15 protein-coding genes are annotated in these 18,082 nt (G+C 52.6%); 10 read left to right on the top strand and 5 right to left on the bottom strand.

Features of this window, described 5'->3' with window-relative positions:
- Position 1: 1 nt before the first annotated feature.
- Together sirB1 and kdsA are read left to right on the top strand one after the other, a co-directional pair.
- Positions 2-811 (top strand): invasion regulator SirB1, encoded by an 810-nt coding sequence (gene sirB1 / locus B9P82_RS14480; RefSeq protein ID WP_003020775.1) that lies wholly within the window; start codon positions 2-4, stop codon positions 809-811.
- Between the two features lie 35 nt (positions 812-846).
- Positions 847-1,701 (top strand): 3-deoxy-8-phosphooctulonate synthase, encoded by an 855-nt coding sequence (gene kdsA, locus B9P82_RS14475; RefSeq protein ID WP_016156739.1) that lies wholly within the window; start codon positions 847-849, stop codon positions 1,699-1,701.
- A 152-nt stretch (positions 1,702-1,853) separates the two neighbouring features.
- Here kdsA and chaA read toward each other — a convergent pair whose 3' ends face one another.
- Positions 1,854-2,954 carry a sodium-potassium/proton antiporter ChaA gene (gene chaA, locus B9P82_RS14470; protein ID WP_016153289.1) on the bottom strand — a complete coding sequence of 367 codons (1,101 nt, stop codon included), beginning with the start codon at positions 2,952-2,954 and terminating at the stop codon, positions 1,854-1,856.
- Between the two features lie 275 nt (positions 2,955-3,229).
- On the opposite strand from chaA, the gene chaB reads away from it, so the two are divergent.
- Both chaB and B9P82_RS14460 read left to right on the top strand, forming a co-directional pair.
- Positions 3,230-3,460, top strand: a complete 231-nt coding sequence (gene chaB / locus B9P82_RS14465) for a putative cation transport regulator ChaB (RefSeq protein ID WP_016153288.1) — start codon at positions 3,230-3,232, stop codon at positions 3,458-3,460.
- Between the two features lie 196 nt (positions 3,461-3,656).
- Positions 3,657-4,352, top strand: a complete 696-nt coding sequence (locus B9P82_RS14460) for a gamma-glutamylcyclotransferase (protein WP_016156738.1) — start codon at positions 3,657-3,659, stop codon at positions 4,350-4,352.
- Positions 4,353-4,406: 54 nt separating this feature from the next.
- Here the strand turns inward: B9P82_RS14460 and B9P82_RS14455 are convergent, their stop codons facing one another.
- Both B9P82_RS14455 and B9P82_RS14450 read right to left on the bottom strand, forming a co-directional pair.
- Entirely contained in the window at positions 4,407-4,652 is a 246-nt protein-coding gene (locus B9P82_RS14455; protein WP_003833405.1) for a DUF1883 domain-containing protein, read from the bottom strand.
- Positions 4,653-4,914: 262 nt separating this feature from the next.
- On the bottom strand, positions 4,915-5,268 hold the full coding sequence (locus B9P82_RS14450) for a DsrE/DsrF/TusD sulfur relay family protein (RefSeq protein WP_047415412.1): 354 nt from the start codon (positions 5,266-5,268) through the stop codon (positions 4,915-4,917).
- A 175-nt stretch (positions 5,269-5,443) separates the two neighbouring features.
- Here B9P82_RS14450 and B9P82_RS14445 point away from each other — a divergent pair, with 175 nt between their 5' ends.
- Entirely contained in the window at positions 5,444-6,829 is a 1,386-nt protein-coding gene (locus B9P82_RS14445) for a YchO/YchP family invasin (RefSeq protein ID WP_071600324.1), read from the top strand.
- Positions 6,830-6,850: 21 nt separating this feature from the next.
- Here the strand turns inward: B9P82_RS14445 and narL are convergent, their stop codons facing one another.
- Both narL and narX read right to left on the bottom strand, forming a co-directional pair.
- The gene (narL, locus tag B9P82_RS14440) at positions 6,851-7,501 is read right to left on the bottom strand and encodes a two-component system response regulator NarL (RefSeq protein WP_003020756.1); all 651 of its coding nucleotides are present in this window, start codon (positions 7,499-7,501) and stop codon (positions 6,851-6,853) included.
- The gene (narX, locus tag B9P82_RS14435) at positions 7,494-9,290 is read right to left on the bottom strand and encodes a nitrate/nitrite two-component system sensor histidine kinase NarX (RefSeq protein ID WP_101700521.1); all 1,797 of its coding nucleotides are present in this window, start codon (positions 9,288-9,290) and stop codon (positions 7,494-7,496) included. Before narX ends, narL begins: the two co-directional genes overlap by 8 nt.
- Positions 9,291-9,630: 340 nt before the next feature.
- On the opposite strand from narX, the gene B9P82_RS14425 reads away from it, so the two are divergent.
- From B9P82_RS14425 to narI, 5 genes are all read left to right on the top strand, one after another.
- The gene (locus B9P82_RS14425; RefSeq protein ID WP_016153284.1) at positions 9,631-11,022 is read left to right on the top strand and encodes a NarK family nitrate/nitrite MFS transporter; all 1,392 of its coding nucleotides are present in this window, start codon (positions 9,631-9,633) and stop codon (positions 11,020-11,022) included.
- Positions 11,023-11,418: 396 nt separating this feature from the next.
- The gene (locus B9P82_RS14420; protein WP_047358964.1) at positions 11,419-15,162 is read left to right on the top strand and encodes a nitrate reductase subunit alpha; all 3,744 of its coding nucleotides are present in this window, start codon (positions 11,419-11,421) and stop codon (positions 15,160-15,162) included.
- Positions 15,159-16,697: a nitrate reductase subunit beta gene (gene narH / locus B9P82_RS14415; protein WP_003833388.1), complete on the top strand. Its 1,539-nt coding sequence runs from the start codon at positions 15,159-15,161 to the stop codon at positions 16,695-16,697. Before B9P82_RS14420 ends, narH begins: the two co-directional genes overlap by 4 nt.
- Positions 16,694-17,404, top strand: coding sequence for a nitrate reductase molybdenum cofactor assembly chaperone (narJ, locus tag B9P82_RS14410; protein WP_016153282.1), 711 nt, complete (start codon positions 16,694-16,696; stop codon positions 17,402-17,404). Before narH ends, narJ begins: the two co-directional genes overlap by 4 nt.
- The gene (gene narI, locus B9P82_RS14405) at positions 17,404-18,081 is read left to right on the top strand and encodes a respiratory nitrate reductase subunit gamma (RefSeq protein WP_016153281.1); all 678 of its coding nucleotides are present in this window, start codon (positions 17,404-17,406) and stop codon (positions 18,079-18,081) included. Before narJ ends, narI begins: the two co-directional genes overlap by 1 nt.
- The last annotated feature ends 1 nt before the right edge of the window (position 18,082 follow it).

Genomic DNA, 18,082 nt, shown 5'->3' with positions numbered 1-18,082 from the left:
CATGAGGTCGTTAGCTGATTTCGAATTTAATAAAGCGCCATTGTGTGATGGGATGATCCTGGCGTCGGAGTCTATCCGTCTGGATTTTCCAACACAAACTGTCTACGACGAACTGGAACGTCTGGTCAGTCTGGCGCAAGAAGAAATTAGCCAGCTCCTGTCTCAGGATGAGCAACTGGAAAAACTGCTGGCACTTTTTTACGGCGAATGGGGATTTACGGATACCCACGGCGTCTATCGTCTTTCTGATGCACTCTGGCTTGACCAGGTACTGAAAAATCGGCAGGGTAGCGCCGTGTCTCTGGGGGCGATCTTATTGTGGATTGCCAACAGACTGGAGCTGCCGCTGGTACCGGTGATTTTCCCGACGCAACTGATCCTTCGTATTGAGTCGCTCGATGGCGAAATGTGGCTAATCAATCCATTCAATGGCGAAACGTTAAATGAGCACACGCTGGAAGTGTGGTTGAAGGGGAATATCAGCCCGGTCGCGGAGCTGTTTAACGAAGACCTGGATGAGGCGGATAACGCGGAAGTGATCCGCAAACTGCTCGACACGCTGAAATCATCACTGATGGAAGAGCGGCAAATGGAGCTGGCGCTGCGTGCCAGTGAAGCACTATTGCAGTTTAATCCTGAAGATCCGTATGAAATTCGCGATCGTGGTTTAATATACGCGCAGCTCGAGTGCGAACATGTTGCGCTGACAGATTTAAGTTATTTCGTTGAACAGTGTCCGGAAGACCCGATCAGCGAAATGATTCGTGCGCAAATTAATACTATTTCGCACAAACAAATTGTATTGCATTGATTAATCACACTTTACCTACCGTTTAAGGCGATCCTATGAAACAAAAAGTGGTTAGCATTGGCGACATCAACGTGGCAAATGACCTGCCGTTCGTGCTGTTTGGCGGAATGAACGTGCTGGAATCCCGCGATCTGGCGATGCGCATTTGTGAGCACTACGTAACTGTTACTCAAAAGCTGGGTATCCCTTACGTGTTTAAAGCCTCCTTTGATAAAGCCAACCGTTCTTCCATCCACTCTTACCGTGGACCGGGCCTTGAAGAAGGGATGAAAATCTTCCAGGAACTGAAACAGACTTTTGGCGTTAAAGTGATCACCGACGTTCACGAAGCCAGCCAGGCACAGCCTGTTGCTGATGTGGTGGATGTGATTCAGCTTCCGGCATTCCTTGCTCGTCAGACCGATCTGGTGGAAGCGATGGCGAAAACCGGTGCTGTAATCAACGTTAAGAAACCGCAGTTCATCAGCCCGGCTCAGATGGGCAACATCGTGGATAAATTCCATGAAGGCGGCAACGATAAGGTTATTCTGTGCGACCGTGGTGCGAACTTTGGTTATGACAACCTGGTTGTGGACATGCTGGGCTTCAGCGTGATGAAGAAAGTCTCCGGCAACTCACCGGTGATTTTTGACGTTACCCATGCGCTGCAGTGCCGCGATCCGTTTGGCGCAGCAAGCGGTGGTCGTCGTGCGCAGGTTACCGAACTGGCGCGTGCCGGTATGGCGGTTGGTCTGGCAGGTCTGTTTATTGAAGCGCATCCGGATCCAGCCAATGCGAAATGCGATGGCCCATCCGCGCTGCCGCTGGCGAAGCTGGAACAGTTCCTGACGCAGATTAAAGCGATTGATGACCTGGTGAAAAGCTTCGACGAGCTGGATACCGAGAACTAAGTGAGTGTGACAGGCCGGAGTTTCCCTCCGGCCTGCTATTTGAAAAGGGTATAAAGGTCGCCGTCAGGCACCAGACGCGCCATCGATTGTGTTATATCGACAGAAAAGAAAACGGCCCTGAAGCGGACCGTGGGGTACGTCTAAAATAATAATCAGGCAAATATTGTCATCAGATAGGCGATAAACAGTGCCAGATGCGCTGCACCGTTAAGCACATTGGTGCGTCCGGTGGAGAAAGAGATCTGACACAGAACCAGTGATGAAACCATCACAATCATCTCTGGCGCACCCAGCGCAAACATCAAATCATTCCCGGTTGCCCATGCAATCAGCGTCACCACCGGTACGGTCAGCGAAATTGTGGCTAATACCGAACCGAAGAATAAATTCATTGCCCGCTGTACCTGATTGCTCAGAACCGCTTTCAGTGCGCCCAGTCCTTCAGGCGAGAGGATCAGTAACGCGACCAGGAAACCCGTAAATGCGACTGGCGCATTCAGTTCAGTCAGCAAGGTCTCAAGCGGGCTGGCGTTCATCTTGGTCACGGCAATAACAGCGATCAGATGAATGATAAGCCAGGCGGCGTGCCACAGATTGCTGTGCGCAGACGGCTTACCGTGATGCGGGTCATCGTCGTCACCCTCGTCTTCATGCTCGTAAATGAACAGACTTTGGTGCGTTTTAGTTTGAATCAGCAAAAATACGCCGTACATCGCCGCAGAAATTAACGCCACCAACAGCGCCTGCGCGGTAGTGAAATTTGCCCCCGGCAACGCCATCGGGAATACCAGTACAATAATGGCCAGTGGGAACAGGGCGATTAAATACTGCTTAATACCAAATAGGTTCATATACTGAGTGGCAAATTTACGGCCACCTAATAGTAATGAAAAACCGACCAGCCCCCCGGTTACGATCATAATGATTGAATACAGCGTATCGCGCATGAGCGTAGGTGCGGCATCGCCGGTTGCCATTAATGCGGATATTAAGCTGACTTCAAGAATAACAACGGACAAACTGAGGATCAGCGACCCGTAGGGTTCGCCAAGTCGATGGGCTAATACGTCCGCATGACGGACAACGCTGAATGCGCTGCTTAATATACCAATAAGGGCCAGCGCATTAATACCGATGACCACTGGTAGTGACTGACTGCTCCCCCAGAAGAACAGGACTACCAGCGCCAAAATCGGGAAGACGAGAGAGGTCTCCTTGTGGCGGGTTTTTACCGCCTCATGTGCTTGTGTCATTGCATTAATTCTCCATCTCTGCAGGTATTTATAATTATAAAAAGTATTAAAGAATGTAAAAAATAACAGAAAACGTGGTTTTGTAGGTGACATTTTACGAAATTTTACTACATCACCTGTTTTCCCTCTCAAAGCGGCCAAAAACCAATTTCTTGTTTATAGACTGTTTAATTAACAGAAGGTTAGGTAAAGAAAATTTCTAAAAATGTCCATTATTGGCGTCTCGCCGCATTGTTAACCACACTTAAGGTTTAGCCTAAAAAGAGGAGTTCACAATGCCCTATAAATCTAAAAGCGATCTGCCTGACAGCGTGCAGCACGTTCTGCCAGCCCATGCTCAGGACATTTATAAAGAAGCTTTCAACAGCGCCTGGGAACAGTATAAAGACAAATCTGACCGCCGTGACGATGCCACCCGAGAAGAGACGGCACATAAGGTGGCGTGGGCCGCGGTTAAAAATGATTACCAAAAAGGTGATGATGGTAAATGGCATAAAAAGACGTAACAGTATCAATTATAATGCCTTTATAAACTCGCTTGCATCAGGCGTTAGCGAATCGTGCTACGCCGCGCGGTTACTGGCTTGCAAGCGAGCGGTGAATTGCCTATTGTCCAGCTATTGGTTTCAAAATGAGCAGTAAAAAAGCCCGGAAGGCGTCAAAAAAGTTGTCGCAGGGAAGCAGCAGTGGCGGAGGTGTAAGGTGTTAACGCGTGATTTTTTATTGAATGCCGACTGTAAGACGGCATTTGGTGCTATTGAAGAATCACTACTCTGGTCAGCGGAGCAACGTGCAGCCTCACTGGCCGCCACGCTCGCTTGTCGACCAGATGATGGACCGGTGTGGATCTTCGGTTATGGATCGTTGATGTGGAACCCGGCCTTAGAGTTTGAAGAGTCCTGTACCGGCACATTAGTCGGCTGGCACCGTGCATTTTGTCTGCGCCTGACGGCGGGGCGAGGAACGGCGTGTCAGCCAGGCCGCATGCTGGCCCTGAAAGAGGGCGGACGTACCACCGGTGTGGCCTACCGCTTGCCGGACGCGTCGCTGGAACAAGAGCTTTCTCTGTTGTGGAAGCGAGAAATGATCACCGGATGCTATCTGCCGACCTGGTGCCAGCTGGCGCTTGATGACGGCCGTACGGTGAACGCGCTGGTGTTTATTATGGATCCGCGCCATCCGTTGTTTGAGTCAGACACGCGCGCGCAGGTGATCGCGCCGCTTATTGCCGCGGCCAGCGGACCTTTAGGCACTAATGCCCAGTATCTGTTCTCGCTGGAACAAGAGCTGGTCAAGCTGGGGATGCAGGATGATTGTCTTAATGATCTGGTGATCACGGTCAAACGATTGCTGGGAGAGAACCTGCCGGAAGGCGTTATGCGGCCAGGGTTTGCCTGAACCCGGCGTGGAATTGTATGCCCGAAAGCCAGGTGCTTTTCGGGCATGTCACGCTTAGGCTGCAATATAACTTATCGAATGCTCAAGCGACTGACTGTGGCTGTCGATCAGCACGTTCCAGACGCCGGTATAGGGCACGGTCAACCATGCGTTATCACGATCCTGCACGCTTAAGATGTCGGACTGCGTGTCTTTGACGTGATTTTTTTCGCTCATCAGATGGATGTGACAGCGCTCGGAACAGCGCACAACCACCGTATCGCCACCAAATAACTTTAAACTTGCCTTCACTAATGCCATTTTTCACCCCGTTCTTGAAAACAACGTACTTTCTGTCGAAAGTGCTGCGTGATGTTGTTCACATTTCACTCATTGCATAACACCAAAGGGGGAGCAACAGGATGCTGATTTTGATCAAAAAATGGCATAACGATTAAACAAAAGTGACAAAACACCTCAGAAGGGTTGAACGGGCGTGCTAACGTTCAACGAAACCGCGCCCATCAAATATTAAATCCGGAAATTATCGACACTTTCAGTGCGCTTGCCTGAAAACGGTATATCAGAAGGTCAACACTTTATCTGCAGCCAGCGTCCATTGAGCCAGTTCTACCAGCGTGCCGACGGCCACTCCGTCAATTAACGGCAGCGCCGTGACCCCACGACCATCGGTGCAGGTTTTGCATAGTTTTACCGGAACATTTTGCGCTGTCAGGATCTCCAGCATTTGCTGAATATTGTAGCCTTCCGCGGGTTTCTGACCACGTAATCCTGCGGTTACGGCATCAGACATTAAAAACAGACGCAGGTCGAGAGCGGCTTCTTGTTCGCGCAGGGCGATAGCCAGACGCAGGCTGTTAAATAACGATTCGCTTCCATAAGCCGCTCCGTTTGCGACGATCACTATCTTTTGCATTTTTACTCCTGTTACTGCATGTAAGCGTTAATAACCGACACGTATGTTACACCTATTTCTCAATGCCAGGATAATGCCGAAAAAAGGGGGAGGGGCTGAAAATCAACGCTGAAAACGTTATGGTTTAAGATAAGTATGCCACTGTGGCTAATTGATGTAAGAAACCACTAACGATTTGAGCCGTATTATCTGTTCTTCTCTTGCTGTATTCGCACTCTTGCCGCTGGCAGGCGGTACTGCTAACGCGCAGTCGTCCTTTGTGCACCAGGCTGAAAACCCTTTCGATAACAATAGTGATGGCTTGCCCGATCTTGGCATGGCCCCGGAGTCGCGGGCAGGCGAAAAGCATTTTGCCGAAATGGTCAAAGCGTTTGGTGAAGCCAGCATGACTGATAACGGGCTTGATACCGGTGAACAGGCGAAGCAGTTCGCGTTTGGCCAGGTGCGAGATACGGTCAGCGAACAGGTGAATCAGCAACTGGAATCCTGGCTTTCTCCCTGGGGAAACGCCAGCATCGGGTTGCAGGTGGATAACGAAGGCAGTTTTACCGGGAGTCGGGGAAGCTGGTTTGTGCCGTGGCAGGACAACCAACGTTATCTTACCTGGAGCCAGCTAGGAGTGACGCAACAGGACGACGGCTTAGTCAGTAATGCGGGGATTGGGCAACGTTGGGTACGCGACGGTTGGTTACTGGGTTACAACACCTTTTATGACAACTTACTGGATGAAAATTTGCCCCGGGGAGGCCTCGGCGCGGAGGCATGGGGCGAATATTTGCGCTTATCCGCTAACTATTATCAACCGTTGTCTTCCTGGCAGGATCGTTTTGCAACCCAGCAACAACGGATGGCCCGCGGCTACGATCTGACTGCGCAAATGCGGATGCCGTTCTATCAACACCTCAATACCAGCGTCAGCGTGGAACAGTATTTTGGCGACCGGGTGGATCTATTTCATTCGGGAACCGGGTATCACAATCCGGTGGCGGTGAACCTCGGGCTGAGCTATACACCGGTGCCGCTAATCACGGTGACAGCGCAGCATAAGCAGGGGGAAAGCGGCATCAGCCAGAATAACCTCGGCTTAACCCTTAGTTACCGTTTTGGCGTGCCGTTAAAAAAACAGTTGATGGTCAGTGAGGTGGCGAACAGCCGTTCACTGCGCGGCAGTCGTTATGACGATCCGCAGCGTAACAATTTGCCGACGCTGGAGTATCGCCAGCGTAAAACGCTGTCGGTATTTTTGGCCACGCCACCCTGGGATCTCAAACCGGGAGAGACGGTGGCGCTGAAGCTGCAGGTGCGTAGTTTGCATGGGATCCGCCACCTGACGTGGCAGGGCGATACTCAGGCGTTGAGCTTAACGGCTGGCAGCAATAACCGAAGCGCGCAGGGCTGGACGATTATTATGCCGAAGTGGGACAGCAGAGAAGGTGCGACGAACCGCTGGCGGTTGTCTGTGGTGGTAGAAGATGAGCAGGGCCAGCGTGTCTCTTCCAATGAGATCACGCTATCACTGACCGAACCGTTTACTACCGTTTCGGAAAATGATCCTCGTTAACAATGACGCATACGCGCGTTATCAGAAAATACGTTCCTGGTGCACCCATACCGCGGCTTCAACACGTGATTTGAGCTTCATTTTCTTCAGCATATGCTTCACGTGAACTTTTACCGTGCTTTCGGTGATGTCCAGGCGGCGAGCGATCATCTTGTTAGGCAGGCCCTGGGCGATGAGCTTAAGAATATCGCGTTCGCGCGGCGTCAGTTGAGTAACATCACGGTCGGACGTTGCACGATTGGCGCGTAGGCTGGCGGCCAGAACCGGCGTTAAGGCTTCGCTCAGCACCATTTCACCGGCAGCCGCTTGCTGCAATGCTTTCAGCAAATCTTCCGGCTCCATATCTTTCAGTAGATAACCGTCGGCACCGCGCTTCAGTGCAGTAACCACGTCTTCTTCATGGTTGGATACGCTAAACACGACGATACGGCCTGACAGTGATTTCTCACGCAGCTTGTCGAGTGTTTCCAGACCGTTCATGCCGGGCATGTTGAGATCAAGAAGGATCAGATCGGGATCAAGGGATTCTGCCAGCTCGATACCCTGCTCACCATTGCTGGCTTCGCCGACAACGGTGATATCGGGCGCCATGCTGACAAGCTGTTTTACACCGGTTCGCAGCATCGGATGATCGTCGATCAACAGGATGGTTGCCGGTTCCAGATTACTCATGGGTATCTCCTTGGACTTCTGTGAAGTTTGTTTCGGGAATAAAAGTGACAGCAACTTCAGTACCGCCTGTCTCGCGACGGCGTACACGGCAATCGCCGCGCAAGCTCTGCGCACGGTCGCGCATGATTATCATGCCGTAGTGGTTACTGCGTTCGGCGTTTTCCGGTACGCCGCAGCCGTTATCTTGCACTGTTAGTTTGACCTGCTTACCATTTTGCACCACCGTCACGACCACTTCATCGGCCTGAGAGTGTTTGAGGGCGTTGCTCAGGGCTTCGCGCGCAATTTGTAGCAGGTGAATCGCCTGATGCGAAGGGACCAGACGCGGTGGCAGCTGATAATCCAGCTTAACCGTAAAGCCAAAACGCGCGCTGTATTCCTGACAGCTGGCTTCCAGCGCCGGTCTCAACCCAGGTTCCGTCAGCTGTAAACGGAAGGTCGTTAACAGCTCGCGCAGTTGCGCCCAGGAAGCGTTTAGCTCGTTACGAATCTGACTGAGCAGCTCGCGGCAGTTATCTGAAAGCGCATCGCCCTGCATCTGCAAACAGCTCACCTGCATCTTCATACAGGAGAGCGATTGTGCAATAGAATCATGAAGTTCGCGCGCAATGGTGGCACGCTCTTCCATCACGATCAACTGCTGCTGACGCTCCTGATGCCTGTCGAGTGCAAGCGTTGCGGTCAGTTGCTCAACCAGGGTATCAACCAGTTGCTGCTGATCGTGGCTGAGATGGCGTCCGTACGGCAAAGTCGCGAGCAGGATACCATACTGGGTATGGGCGTCGGTTAGCCGCCATTTCAGTGTGATACCGCCGTCAATGGCGGGTAGCGTACCGCGCGGACACAAATGGCAGCCTTTCTCATCACAGCTGACATTGGACTGGCAGGTAAATTCCTGATGATTATCTTCATCTTCCAGGTCATAGACCCGCAGTTCAATATCATGCAGCAGGGTCAAATTTTGCAGACCGTTCAGTACCGGAGAGAGGCGTTCGCACAACGGCACCTGAGAGTGCAGACGGCGGTTGGCTTGCCACAGGAAAGAGAGGATCTGATTTTTGTGCTCCAGACCCGCCGTTTTCTCCTGTACCCGCTGTTCCAGCACCGCGTAACTTTCGGCCAGTTCTTCCGACATATTATTCAGCGCCGAGCCCAGCGCTGCCATCTCATTACGCCCACTGATATGTGCGCGTTGGGTAAAATCACGTTGACTGACGGCTCGCGCCATCGCCAGCAGTTGTTTCCACGGCTGTAACAGGCGCACGCGTAGCCAGATAATGGTGAAGACCAGCAGCAATGCCATAAATACGGCCATCAGGCGATGCAGCAGAACGACGCGTTCAATGCGTAACTCGGTGGTATGGTCAAAGGCGGTGACCAGCTTATCCAGTCCGCCCACAAAGCGCCTGACATCCTGCGCTACCGCATCAGGCGTTTGCGCATGCGCAAGCCCCGGTGCCAGTTTGGTGTGCCAGTAATCCTGTAAGGCTTTTAATTGCGCCTGTTGTCGGTCACGCTGCGCGGCACGCGTCAATTCCGGGCTAAACGCCGTTTGCTCCATTTCATCCAGCAGTGGTTGATCGTTGGCGTCCAGCGGTATGGCCGCCAGCAGGCGATAGCTTTGCATGCGTAGCGATCCCGCTTTGTTGATTGCATGCGCGCTACCCTGAACGCCCTGAACCAGCCAGCCAGAGACTGCCATACCCGCCACGCCGATGGCAGTAGACAATAAAACAATCAGCGCCACCTGGTTGACCAGCGTAAGCGGGGAAAGACAACGTTTAAACATGGTGACTTGTTCCTTCGGGTTTTCGTAAAACCGAAAACCTTATTGAATGACGATTCTGCTGCAGGCAGTGGCGTTATTCTCGGCGATACACTGGAGTATACCCATACCTCAAACGGGCTACCCCTTAATTGCCGCCAGAGGGAGAGATCCTAAACGAGGGGGAGTAGGGGACGACAGAAGCGTGAAAAACCACATCTTTTTTACCGAAGTTATGTACTCATTTAGGATGATGATAAATTTCAGGCATCAATAATGACACCTTTTCCTTTGATTTATATCAACTTACCTCCAGCTGTAAACCCTAATGTGGCAGGCATCGAAACAAGTATCAGAGGTGTCTATGAGTCACTCATCTGCCCCGGAAAGGGCATCTGGAGCTGTAATTACCGAATGGCGGCCGGAAGATCCCGCCTTCTGGCAGCAGCGTGGTCATCGAATCGCCAGCCGTAACCTGTGGATTTCCGTCCCTTGCTTGCTGTTGGCGTTTTGCGTGTGGATGTTATTTAGCGCCGTGGCGGTGAACTTACCGAAAGTCGGATTTGATTTCACCACTGAACAACTGTTCATGCTGACGGCATTACCTTCGGTGTCCGGCGCGCTGCTGCGTGTACCGTACTCCTTTATGGTCCCCCTGTTTGGTGGACGTCGCTGGACGGCGTTCAGCACCGGTATCCTGATCATTCCTTGCGTATGGTTAGGTTTTGCGGTGCAGGATACCTCCACGCCATTTAGTACCTTTATCATTATCTCCCTGTTGTGCGGTTTTGCCGGCGCGAACTTTGCCTCCAGCATGGCAAACATCAGCTTCTTCTTTCCAAAACAGAAGCAGGGCGGCGCGCTGGGTCTGAACGGTGGTCTGGGTAACATGGGCGTCAGCGTGATGCAGTTGGTCGCTCCGCTGGTGGTTTCACTGTCAATCTTTGCCGCATTTGGCAGCCAGGGTGTTGAACAACCGGATGGTACGCAGCTGTATCTGGCAAACGCCGCATGGATTTGGGTCCCGTTCCTGGCTGTATTAACGCTGGCCGCATGGTTTGGTATGAATGAACTGGCAACCTCAAAAGCTTCGCTGAAAGAGCAATTGCCGGTGCTGAAACGCGGGCACCTGTGGATTATGAGCCTGCTGTATCTGGCAACCTTCGGTTCATTTATCGGTTTCTCTGCCGGTTTCGCGATGCTGTCAAAAACGCAGTTTCCTGAGGTACAGATCCTGCATTACGCCTTCTTTGGACCGTTGATTGGCGCTCTGGCTCGTTCAGCAGGCGGCGCAATCTCTGACCGACTGGGGGGGACCCGCGTAACGCTGGTGAACTTCGTGCTGATGGCTATTTTCAGTGCCTTACTGTTCCTGACGCTGCCATCAAACGGTGTCGGTGGCAACTTTATCGCCTTCTTTGCGGTGTTCCTGGCGCTGTTCCTGACGGCTGGTCTGGGGAGTGGTTCAACCTTCCAGATGATCTCCGTTATCTTTCGCAAGCTGACGATGGACAGAGTGAAAGCTGAAGGCGGTTCAGAAGAGAAAGCGATGCGCGAGGCGGCGACCGACACCGCGGCGGCGCTGGGCTTTATCTCAGCTATTGGTGCGATCGGCGGCTTCTTTATCCCGAAAGCATTCGGTACGTCCCTGGCATTAACTGGCTCCCCGGTCGATGCGATGAAAGTATTCCTGATCTTCTATGTCGCCTGTGTGGTTATCACCTGGGCGGTGTACGGACGTCATTCTAAAAAATAAAAAAGTAGTAACTGTTGATTATCCATTGCGCGGTGTTAGACCGCGCTTTTTTTTGCCCGCTATTAGTTACAACATACTTTTATATTGTGACGCGACAACAGCCTGTTAGAACGGCGCTCGCAATATGCTAAACAGGGGGGATACCCCTTAATACCCACTTATAAAGAATTTAACATTTGTATGATAAGTGAGTTTAAAAAAACTCAATAAAATTCAATATGTTGATTGATTTATCGATATCCCACTAAGGGGGTATGTGAAAATCGACCCTTAATTTTCATCCCTGCCTGCCTTGATCGTTATCAATTCTCACGCCCTTTCAGAGCGTTACCTTCGCTCTCAATCAAGCAATGTCGATTTATCAGAGAGCCGTCAGGCTCCTACAGGAGAAAACCGATGAGTAAATTCCTGGACCGGTTTCGCTACTTCAAGCAGAAGGGCGAAACCTTTGCCGATGGGCACGGCCAGCTTCTCAATACCAACAGGGACTGGGAGGATGGATACCGCCAGCGTTGGCAGCATGACAAAATCGTGCGTTCAACCCACGGTGTAAACTGCACCGGCTCATGCAGCTGGAAAATCTATGTGAAAAATGGTCTGGTGACCTGGGAAACCCAGCAAACTGACTACCCACGCACTCGTCCAGATATGCCCAACCACGAGCCTCGCGGCTGCCCGCGTGGTGCAAGCTATTCATGGTATCTCTACAGTGCTAACCGTCTGAAATACCCGCTGATGCGCAAACGTCTGATGAAGATGTGGCGTGAAGCAAAAAGACTGCACAGCGATCCGGTAGATGCATGGGCATCCATTATCGAAGACGCCGATAAAGCAAAAAGCTTCAAACAAGCGCGTGGTCGTGGTGGATTCGTTCGTTCTTCCTGGCAGGAAGTGAATGAGCTGATTGCCGCATCTAACGTTTACACCATCAAAACCTATGGTCCTGACCGCGTCGCAGGCTTCTCGCCGATCCCGGCGATGTCGATGGTTTCTTATGCGTCCGGCGCACGTTATATGTCGCTGATTGGCGGGACCTGCCTGAGCTTCTATGACTGGTACTGTGACCTGCCGCCAGCTTCCCCGCAGACCTGGGGCGAGCAGACCGACGTACCGGAATCTGCCGACTGGTATAACTCCAGCTACATTCTGGCATGGGGCTCTAACGTACCGCAGACCCGTACCCCGGATGCGCACTTCTTTACTGAAGTTCGTTATAAAGGCACCAAAACAGTAGCAATTACTCCGGACTACGCAGAAATCGCCAAACTGTGCGACCTGTGGCTGGCTCCGAAGCAGGGAACCGATGCGGCGATGGCAATGGCGATGGGTCATGTCATGCTGCGCGAGTTCCACCTCGATAACCCGAGCCAATATTTCACCGACTACGTTCGTCGTTATACCGACATGCCAATGCTGGTGATGCTCGAAGAGCGCGACGGCTACTATGCTGCTGGTCGTATGCTGCGTGCTGCGGATCTGGTTGACTCTCTGGGCCAGGAAAATAACCCGGAATGGAAAACTGTCGCTATTAACAGCAACGGCGAAATGGTTGCGCCAAACGGTTCAATTGGTTTCCGTTGGGGCGAAAAAGGCAAATGGAACCTTGAGCAGCGCGATGGCACGTCCGGTGATGAAACTGAACTGCAGCTCAGCCTGCTGGGTAGCCAGGATGATATCGCTGAAGTGGGCTTCCCGTACTTTGGTGGCGAAGGCACCGAGCACTTCAGTAAAGTCGAACTGGAAAACATTCTGCTGCATAAATTGCCCGTTAAACGCCTGCAACTGGCCGATGGATCTACGGCGCTGGTGACCACCGTTTACGATCTGACTATGGCCAACTACGGCCTGGAACGTGGTCTGAACGATGAAAACTGCGCGACCAGTTACGATGACGTGAAAGCGTACACGCCAGCGTGGGCAGAAAAAATTACAGGCGTATCACGTTCTCAGATTGTACGCATCGCCCGTGAATTTGCGGATAACGCAGATAAAACGCACGGTCGTTCGATGATTATCGTCGGCGCCGGTTTGAACCACTGGTACCACCTCGATATGAACTATCGTGGCCTGATCAATATGCTGGTGTTCTGTGGCTGTATCGGCCAGAGCGGCGGCGGCTGGGCCCACTACGTAGGGCAGGAAAAACTGCGTCCGCAAACCGGCTGGCAGCCGCTGGCGTTTGCTCTTGACTGGCAGCGTCCGCCTCGTCATATGAACAGTACCTCCTACTTCTATAACCACTCCAGCCAATGGCGCTATGAGACGGTGACTGCGCAGGAACTGCTGTCCCCAATGGCAGACAAATCCCGCTATAGCGGTCATTTGATTGACTTTAACGTTCGCGCTGAACGTATGGGCTGGTTACCGTCGGCGCCGCAGTTAGGGACTAACCCGCTGTATATCGCGAAAGAAGCGCAGAAAGCAGGTATGACGCCGGTAGACTACACCGTTAAATCCCTGAAAGAAGGTTCTATTCGCTTTGCGGCAGAGCAGCCGGAAAACGGTAAAAACCATCCGCGTAACCTGTTTATCTGGCGTTCAAACCTGCTCGGTTCTTCCGGTAAAGGCCACGAGTACATGCTCAAGTATCTGCTGGGTACTGAACATGGTATTCAGGGCAAAGATCTCGGCCAGCAGAGCGGCGTGAAGCCAGAAGAAGTGGAATGGCAGGATAACGGACTGGACGGCAAACTGGATCTGGTCGTTACGCTGGACTTCCGCCTGTCGAGTACCTGTCTGTATTCCGATATCGTGCTGCCGACCGCTACCTGGTATGAAAAAGACGACATGAATACCTCGGATATGCATCCGTTTATTCATCCTCTGTCTGCGGCCGTTGACCCGGCCTGGGAATCGAAGAGCGACTGGGAAATCTATAAAGCCATCGCCAAGAAATTCTCTGAAGTTTGTGTGGGCCACCTCGGTAAAGAAACCGACGTCGTTACGCTGCCGATTCAGCACGACTCCGCCGCTGAACTGGCGCAGCCGCTGGACGTGAAGGACTGGAAAAAAGGGGAATGCGACCTGATTCCAGGTGTTACGGCACCGCACATCATGACCGTTGAGCGTGATTATCCGGCAACGTACGAGCGTTTCACCTCCATCGGTCCGCTGATGGAAAAAATCGGTAACGGCGGTAAAGGGATTGCCTGGAACACCCAGAGCGAAATGGATCTGCTGCGTAAGCTCAACTACACCAAGGCTGACGGTCCGGCGAAAGGCCAACCGATGCTGGATACCGCAATTGATGCTGCTGAGATGATCCTGACGCTGGCTCCGGAAACTAACGGTCAGGTTGCCGTTAAAGCCTGGGCGGCGCTGAGTGAATTTACCGGTCGTGACCATACGCATCTGGCGCTGAATAAAGAAGACGAAAAAATTCGTTTCCGCGACATCCAGGCGCAGCCGCGCAAAATTATCTCCAGTCCGACCTGGTCAGGTCTGGAAGATGAACATGTGTCTTATAACGCCGGTTATACCAACGTTCATGAGCTGATCCCATGGCGTACGCTGTCTGGTCGCCAGCAGTTGTATCAGGATCACCAGTGGATGCGTGACTTCGGTGAGAGCCTGCTGGTGTATCGTCCGCCAATCGACACCCGTTCGGTGAAAGCGGTGATCGGCGAGAAATCTAACGGTAACCCGGAAAAAGCGCTCAACTTCCTGACGCCGCACCAGAAATGGGGTATCCACTCCACCTACAGCGACAACCTGCTGATGCTGACGCTGTCTCGCGGTGGTCCGATTGTGTGGATGAGTGAAGTTGATGCGAAGGATCTTGGTATCGAAGATAACGACTGGATCGAAGTCTTCAACAGCAACGGGGCGCTGACGGCGCGTGCAGTTGTCAGCCAGCGTGTGCCGGCCGGGATGACCATGATGTACCACGCGCAGGAACGTATTGTTAACCTGCCGGGTTCTGAAATCACCCAGCAGCGCGGCGGGATCCACAACTCGGTAACCCGTATTACGCCGAAACCAACTCACATGATCGGTGGTTATGCGCAACTGGCATACGGCTTTAACTACTACGGTACCGTCGGTTCAAACCGCGATGAGTTCGTAGTTGTACGTAAGATGAAGAACATTAACTGGTTGGATGGCGAAGGCAATGACCAGGTACAGGAGAGCGTAAAATGAAAATTCGTTCACAAGTCGGCATGGTGCTGAATCTCGATAAGTGCATCGGCTGCCACACCTGTTCAGTGACCTGCAAAAACGTCTGGACCAGCCGTGAAGGTATGGAGTACGCCTGGTTCAATAACGTCGAAAGTAAGCCTGGCGTTGGCTTCCCGAACGACTGGGAAAACCAGGAAAAATGGAAGGGCGGTTGGATCCGTAAAATCAATGGCAAGCTGCAGCCGCGCATGGGTAACAAAGCACTGCTGCTGGGTAAAATCTTTGCTAACCCGCATCTGCCGGGCATGGATGATTACTATGAGCCGTTTGATTTTGACTACCAAACGTTGCACAACGCCCCTGCAGACAGTAAGGCGCAGCCGATTGCCCGTCCGCGTTCGCTGATCACCGGTCAGCGGATGGATAAAATCACCAGCGGTCCGAACTGGGAAGAAATTTTGGGGGGCGAGTTCGAAAAACGCGCCAAAGACCAGAACTTCGAAAACATGCAGAAGGCGATGTACGGTCAGTTCGAAAATACCTTCATGATGTATCTGCCGCGTTTGTGTGAGCATTGCCTTAACCCGGCGTGCGTGGCGACCTGCCCAAGCGGCGCTATCTACAAGCGTGAAGAAGATGGCATCGTGCTGATCGACCAGGATAAATGCCGCGGTTGGCGTATGTGTATCACTGGCTGCCCGTATAAGAAGATCTACTTCAACTGGAAGAGCGGGAAATCTGAGAAGTGCATTTTCTGCTACCCGCGTATCGAAGCCGGTCAGCCGACCGTTTGTTCCGAAACCTGCGTAGGCCGTATTCGTTACCTCGGCGTACTGCTGTATGACGCAGATGCGATTGAAAGTGCGGCAAGCACGGAGCACGAGAAAGATCTGTATCAGCGTCAACTGGACGTGTTCCTCGATCCGAACGATCCGGCTGTTATTGAACAAGCGCTGAAAGATGGTATTCCGTTGAGCGTCATTGATGCTGCACAGCAGTCGCCGGTTTACAAAATGGCGATGGACTGGAAGCTGGCGCTGCCGCTGCATCCGGAATACCGCACGCTACCGATGGTCTGGTACGTGCCGCCTTTGTCACCGATCCAGTCTGCCGCCGATGCGGGCGAGCTGGGCAGCAACGGTATTCTGCCGGACGTTGACAGTCTGCGTATCCCGGTTCAGTACCTGGCGAACCTGCTGACCGCAGGCGACACTCAGCCGGTACTGTTGGCGCTGAAACGTATGCTGGCGATGCGTCACTACAAACGTGCGGAAACCGTTGACGGTAAAGTTGATACCCGTGCGCTGGAAGAGGTGGGCTTAAGCGAAGCGCAGGCACAGGAAATGTATCGTTATCTGGCGATTGCTAACTACGAAGATCGTTTCGTGGTACCGAGCAGCCATCGTGAACTGGCGCGTGACGCGTTCCCGGAGAAAAGCGGTTGTGGCTTTACCTTCGGTGACGGTTGCCACGGTTCTGATACTAAATTCAATCTGTTCAACAGCCGCCGCATCGACGCTGTCGATGTGACCAGCAAAACGGAGCCGCACCAATGATTGAACTTGTCATTGTTTCGCGTCTGCTCGAGTACCCGGATGCTGCCTTGTGGCAGCATCAGCAGGAACTTTTCGATGCACTCGCGTCATCTGAGAACCTGGATAAAGAGGATGCCCAGACTCTGGGCATTTTCCTGCGCGATCTCACCGCGCAGGACATGCTGGATGTGCAGGCAAGCTATAGCGAACTGTTTGACCGTGGCCGCGCCACCTCGTTGCTGCTGTTTGAACATGTACACGGCGAGTCCCGCGATCGTGGTCAGGCTATGGTTGACCTGATGGCGCAGTATGAACAGCACGGTCTGCAGCTCGACAGCCGCGAACTTCCCGATCATCTGCCGCTGTATCTGGAATACCTTGCGCAGTTGCCGAAAAGCGAAGCATTAGGGGGGTTACAGGATATCGCGCCGATTCTGGCGCTGCTCAGCGCTCGCTTGCAACAGCGTGAAAGCCGTTATGCGGTGCTGTTCGATCTGCTGTTAAAACTGGCGAATACCGTTATCGACAGCGATAAAGTGGCTGAAAAAATTGCAGATGAAGCGCGTGACGATACCCCACAAGCGCTGGATGCGGTCTGGGAAGAAGAGCAGGTGAAATTCTTCGCCGATCAGGGGTGTGGTGAGTCGGAAATTTCCGCTCACCAGCGTCGTTTTGCCGGGGCTGTTGCGCCGCAGTATCTGAATATCACCACCGGAGGACAGCAATAATGCACTTCCTGAATACGTTCTTCTTTGACATCTATCCATACATCGCGGGTTCTGTCTTTCTGATTGGCAGTTGGCTGCGTTATGACTATGGGCAGTATACCTGGCGCGCGGCTTCCAGTCAGATGCTGGATCGCAAAGGGATGAACCTGGCGTCAAACCTGTTCCACATCGGGATCCTGGGGATTTTTGCCGGGCACTTCCTTGGCATGCTGACACCACACTGGATGTATGAAGCGTGGCTGCCGCTTGAAGTGAAACAAAAGATGGCGATGTTCGCGGGTGGTGCCAGTGGTGTGATGTGTTTGATTGGCGGCGTTCTGCTGCTGAAACGCCGCCTGTTCAGCCCACGTGTGCGGGCGACCACTACCGGAGCGGACATTCTGATCCTCTCCCTGCTGGTGATCCAGTGTGCGCTGGGCCTGCTGACCATTCCGTTCTCCGCCCAGCATATGGACGGCAGCGAGATGATGAAGCTGGTGAACTGGGCGCAGACAGTGGTGACCTTCCAGGGGGGGGCGTCTCAATATCTGGATGGCGTCGCGTTCATTTTCCGTATGCACCTGGTGCTGGGTATGACGCTGTTCCTGTTGTTCCCGTTCTCGCGTCTGGTGCACATCTGGAGCGTTCCGGTCGAATATCTGACGCGCAAATACCAGATTGTTCGTGCGCGTCATTAAT

The organism is Citrobacter sp. L55, assembly GCF_002850715.1.
Classification (GTDB): domain Bacteria; phylum Pseudomonadota; class Gammaproteobacteria; order Enterobacterales; family Enterobacteriaceae; genus Citrobacter; species Citrobacter braakii.
The sequence above is the reverse complement of the archived record's forward strand: the minus strand, read 5'-3'. Positions and strand labels throughout refer to the sequence as shown.

Excerpts from the sequence above, each read along its gene's own strand:
- narJ (WP_016153282.1), top strand. The coding sequence starts at position 16,694 with ATGATTGAACTTGTCATTGTTTCGCGTCTGCTCGAGTACCCGGATGCT.
- narI (WP_016153281.1), top strand. The coding sequence starts at position 17,404 with ATGCACTTCCTGAATACGTTCTTCTTTGACATCTATCCATACATCGCG.
- chaB (WP_016153288.1), top strand. The coding sequence starts at position 3,230 with ATGCCCTATAAATCTAAAAGCGATCTGCCTGACAGCGTGCAGCACGTT.
- B9P82_RS14420 (WP_047358964.1), top strand. The coding sequence starts at position 11,419 with ATGAGTAAATTCCTGGACCGGTTTCGCTACTTCAAGCAGAAGGGCGAA.
- narL (WP_003020756.1), bottom strand. The coding sequence starts at position 7,501 with ATGAGTAATCTGGAACCGGCAACCATCCTGTTGATCGACGATCATCCG.
- narH (WP_003833388.1), top strand. The coding sequence starts at position 15,159 with ATGAAAATTCGTTCACAAGTCGGCATGGTGCTGAATCTCGATAAGTGC.
- B9P82_RS14425 (WP_016153284.1), top strand. The coding sequence starts at position 9,631 with ATGAGTCACTCATCTGCCCCGGAAAGGGCATCTGGAGCTGTAATTACC.
- narX (WP_101700521.1), bottom strand. The coding sequence starts at position 9,290 with ATGTTTAAACGTTGTCTTTCCCCGCTTACGCTGGTCAACCAGGTGGCG.
- chaA (WP_016153289.1), bottom strand. The coding sequence starts at position 2,954 with ATGACACAAGCACATGAGGCGGTAAAAACCCGCCACAAGGAGACCTCT.
- kdsA (WP_016156739.1), top strand. The coding sequence starts at position 847 with ATGAAACAAAAAGTGGTTAGCATTGGCGACATCAACGTGGCAAATGAC.
- B9P82_RS14455 (WP_003833405.1), bottom strand. The coding sequence starts at position 4,652 with ATGGCATTAGTGAAGGCAAGTTTAAAGTTATTTGGTGGCGATACGGTG.
- B9P82_RS14450 (WP_047415412.1), bottom strand. The coding sequence starts at position 5,268 with ATGCAAAAGATAGTGATCGTCGCAAACGGAGCGGCTTATGGAAGCGAA.
- sirB1 (WP_003020775.1), top strand. The coding sequence starts at position 2 with ATGAGGTCGTTAGCTGATTTCGAATTTAATAAAGCGCCATTGTGTGAT.